This is a genomic window from Streptomyces calidiresistens, from assembly GCF_014141525.1.
Taxonomy (GTDB): domain Bacteria; phylum Actinomycetota; class Actinomycetes; order Streptomycetales; family Streptomycetaceae; genus Streptomyces; species Streptomyces calidiresistens.
The window spans coordinates 1-2,130 of the sequence record NZ_VKHS01000871.1 but is presented as its reverse complement, the minus strand read 5'-3'; the positions used below and the strand labels follow the sequence as shown (position 1 = coordinate 2,130).

The 2,130-nt window shown below is 72.7% G+C and carries 1 protein-coding gene; it reads left to right on the top strand.

Translation table 11 applies throughout. The features are described from left to right. Nucleotides 1–226: 226 nt before the first annotated feature. A complete protein-coding gene (locus tag FOE67_RS23640; protein WP_182666865.1) occupies nt 227–1,825 on the top strand; it encodes an ABC-F family ATP-binding cassette domain-containing protein in 1,599 nt (532 codons plus the stop codon). Nucleotides 1,826–2,130: the final 305 nt, after the last annotated feature.

Genomic DNA, 2,130 nt, shown 5'->3' with positions numbered 1-2,130 from the left:
GGGGACCGGGGCCCGGCCGGTGCCCGGGCGGGACACCGGGGACGGGTGAGGCGCGGGGCGGTCCGCCCCACCGGTCCGCTCCGCCCCGTCATCGTGCCCCCCGTGAACCGGCCCCGAAAACCGCTTGTCGCGCGCCGTAGACTGGGCGCCGCGGACCGTCCGCACCGGTCCCGGACCACGGGGCCCGCCGCCCCCGATCGCATGACGCAGTCCGGAGAGTTCGTCCATGATCACCGCCCAGTCCGTCGAACTGCGGGCCGGTGCCCGCGTCCTCCTGGAGTCGGCGACCTTCCGCATCGCCCGCGGTGACCGGATCGGTCTGGTCGGCCGCAACGGGGCCGGCAAGACGACGCTCACCAAGTGTCTGGCCGGTGAGGGCCTCCCGGCCGCCGGCACCATCACCCGTGGCGGCGAGGTCGGTTACCTGCCCCAGGACCCGCGCACCGGGGACCTCGAGGTCCTGGCCCGCGACCGGGTGCTCTCCGCGCGCGGCCTGGACACCGTGCTCCGCGGGATGCGGGAGAACGAGGACCGGATGGCCAACGGCACCGGTGCCGAGCGGGATCGCGCGATGCGCCGCTACGAGCGGCTGGAGACCGAGTTCCTCACCCGGGGCGGTTACGCCGCCGAGGCGGAGGCCGCCACCATCGCGGCCAGCCTCGGGCTGCCCGACCGTGTCCTGGGACAGCCGCTGAGCACCCTCTCCGGCGGGCAGCGACGACGGGTGGAGCTGGCCCGGATCCTGTTCTCCGACGCCGACACCCTCCTGTTGGACGAGCCGACCAACCACCTCGACGCCGATTCCATCGTCTGGCTGCGCGACTTCCTGAAGACCTACCGGGGCGGCCTGGTCGTCATCTCCCACGACGTGGACCTGATCGAGACGGTGGTGAACAAGGTCTTCCACCTGGACGCCACCCGGTCCTGCATCGATGTCTACAACATGGGCTGGAAGCAGTACCTCGCCCAGCGGGAGGCCGACGAGAAGCGCCGGCGGCGCGAGCGCGCCAACGCCGAGAAGAAGGCGGCCGCCCTCAACGCCCAGGCCGACAAGATGCGGGCCAAGGCCACCAAGGCGGTGGCCGCCCAGAACATGGCCAAGCGGGCCGAGCGCCTGCTCGCCGGGCTGGAGGACGAGCGGCGTGCGGACAAGGTCGCCAAGCTGCGCTTCCCCGATCCCGCGCCCTGCGGTCGCACCCCGCTGATGGCGGAGGAACTCTCCAAGTCCTACGGCTCGTTGGAGATCTTCACCGACGTGGGACTGGCCATCGACAAGGGGTCCCGGGTGGTCATCCTCGGCCTGAACGGTGCCGGCAAGACGACGCTGCTGCGCCTCCTGGCCGGTGTCGAGGAACCGGACACCGGTCGGGTGGTGCCCGGCCACGGGCTCAAGCTCGGCTACTACGCCCAGGAGCACGAGACCCTGGACCCCGGGCGCACCGTCCTCGAGAACATGCGGTCCGCCGCGCCCGACACCGACCTGGTGGAGCTGCGGAAGATCCTGGGATCCTTCCTGTTCTCGGGCGACGACGTGGACAAGCCCGCCGGGGTGCTGTCCGGCGGCGAGAAGACCCGATTGGCCCTGGCCACCCTGGTGGTCTCCTCGGCCAACGTGCTGCTGTTGGACGAGCCGACCAACAACCTCGACCCGGCCAGCCGCGAGGAGATCCTCGGGGCCCTGCGGACCTTCACCGGCGCCGTCGTGCTCGTCACCCACGACGAGGGCGCCGTGGAGGCGCTGCAGCCGGAGCGGATCATCCTGCTGCCGGACGGCATCGAGGACCTGTGGAACCAGGAGTACGCCGACCTGGTGGCCCTCGCCTGACCCCCGGGCCCCCGCGGCGGCGTCCCCGGCCCCGGGGCCGGTGACACGCCGGGGACGAGAGGGACGGGCAGGCCCCGACCGACCCATTCGGCGGATGCCGTCTCCGTCATCCGCACGAGGGGTGTCTCGTATCGTCCCGTCCCGGGGGTCACCGGACGCACCCGTCCGCACGTCGTCCCGCCGGTCCGTCCGAAGCGCCGGGACGTGACCGGGGTCCTCCCGTTCCGATGCCCCTGAACTGCGACTTCCCCACCCGGCGCCCCGTCTCCGGGGGGCCGGTCGGGCGTTTTCCCCCCGTCCCGCCC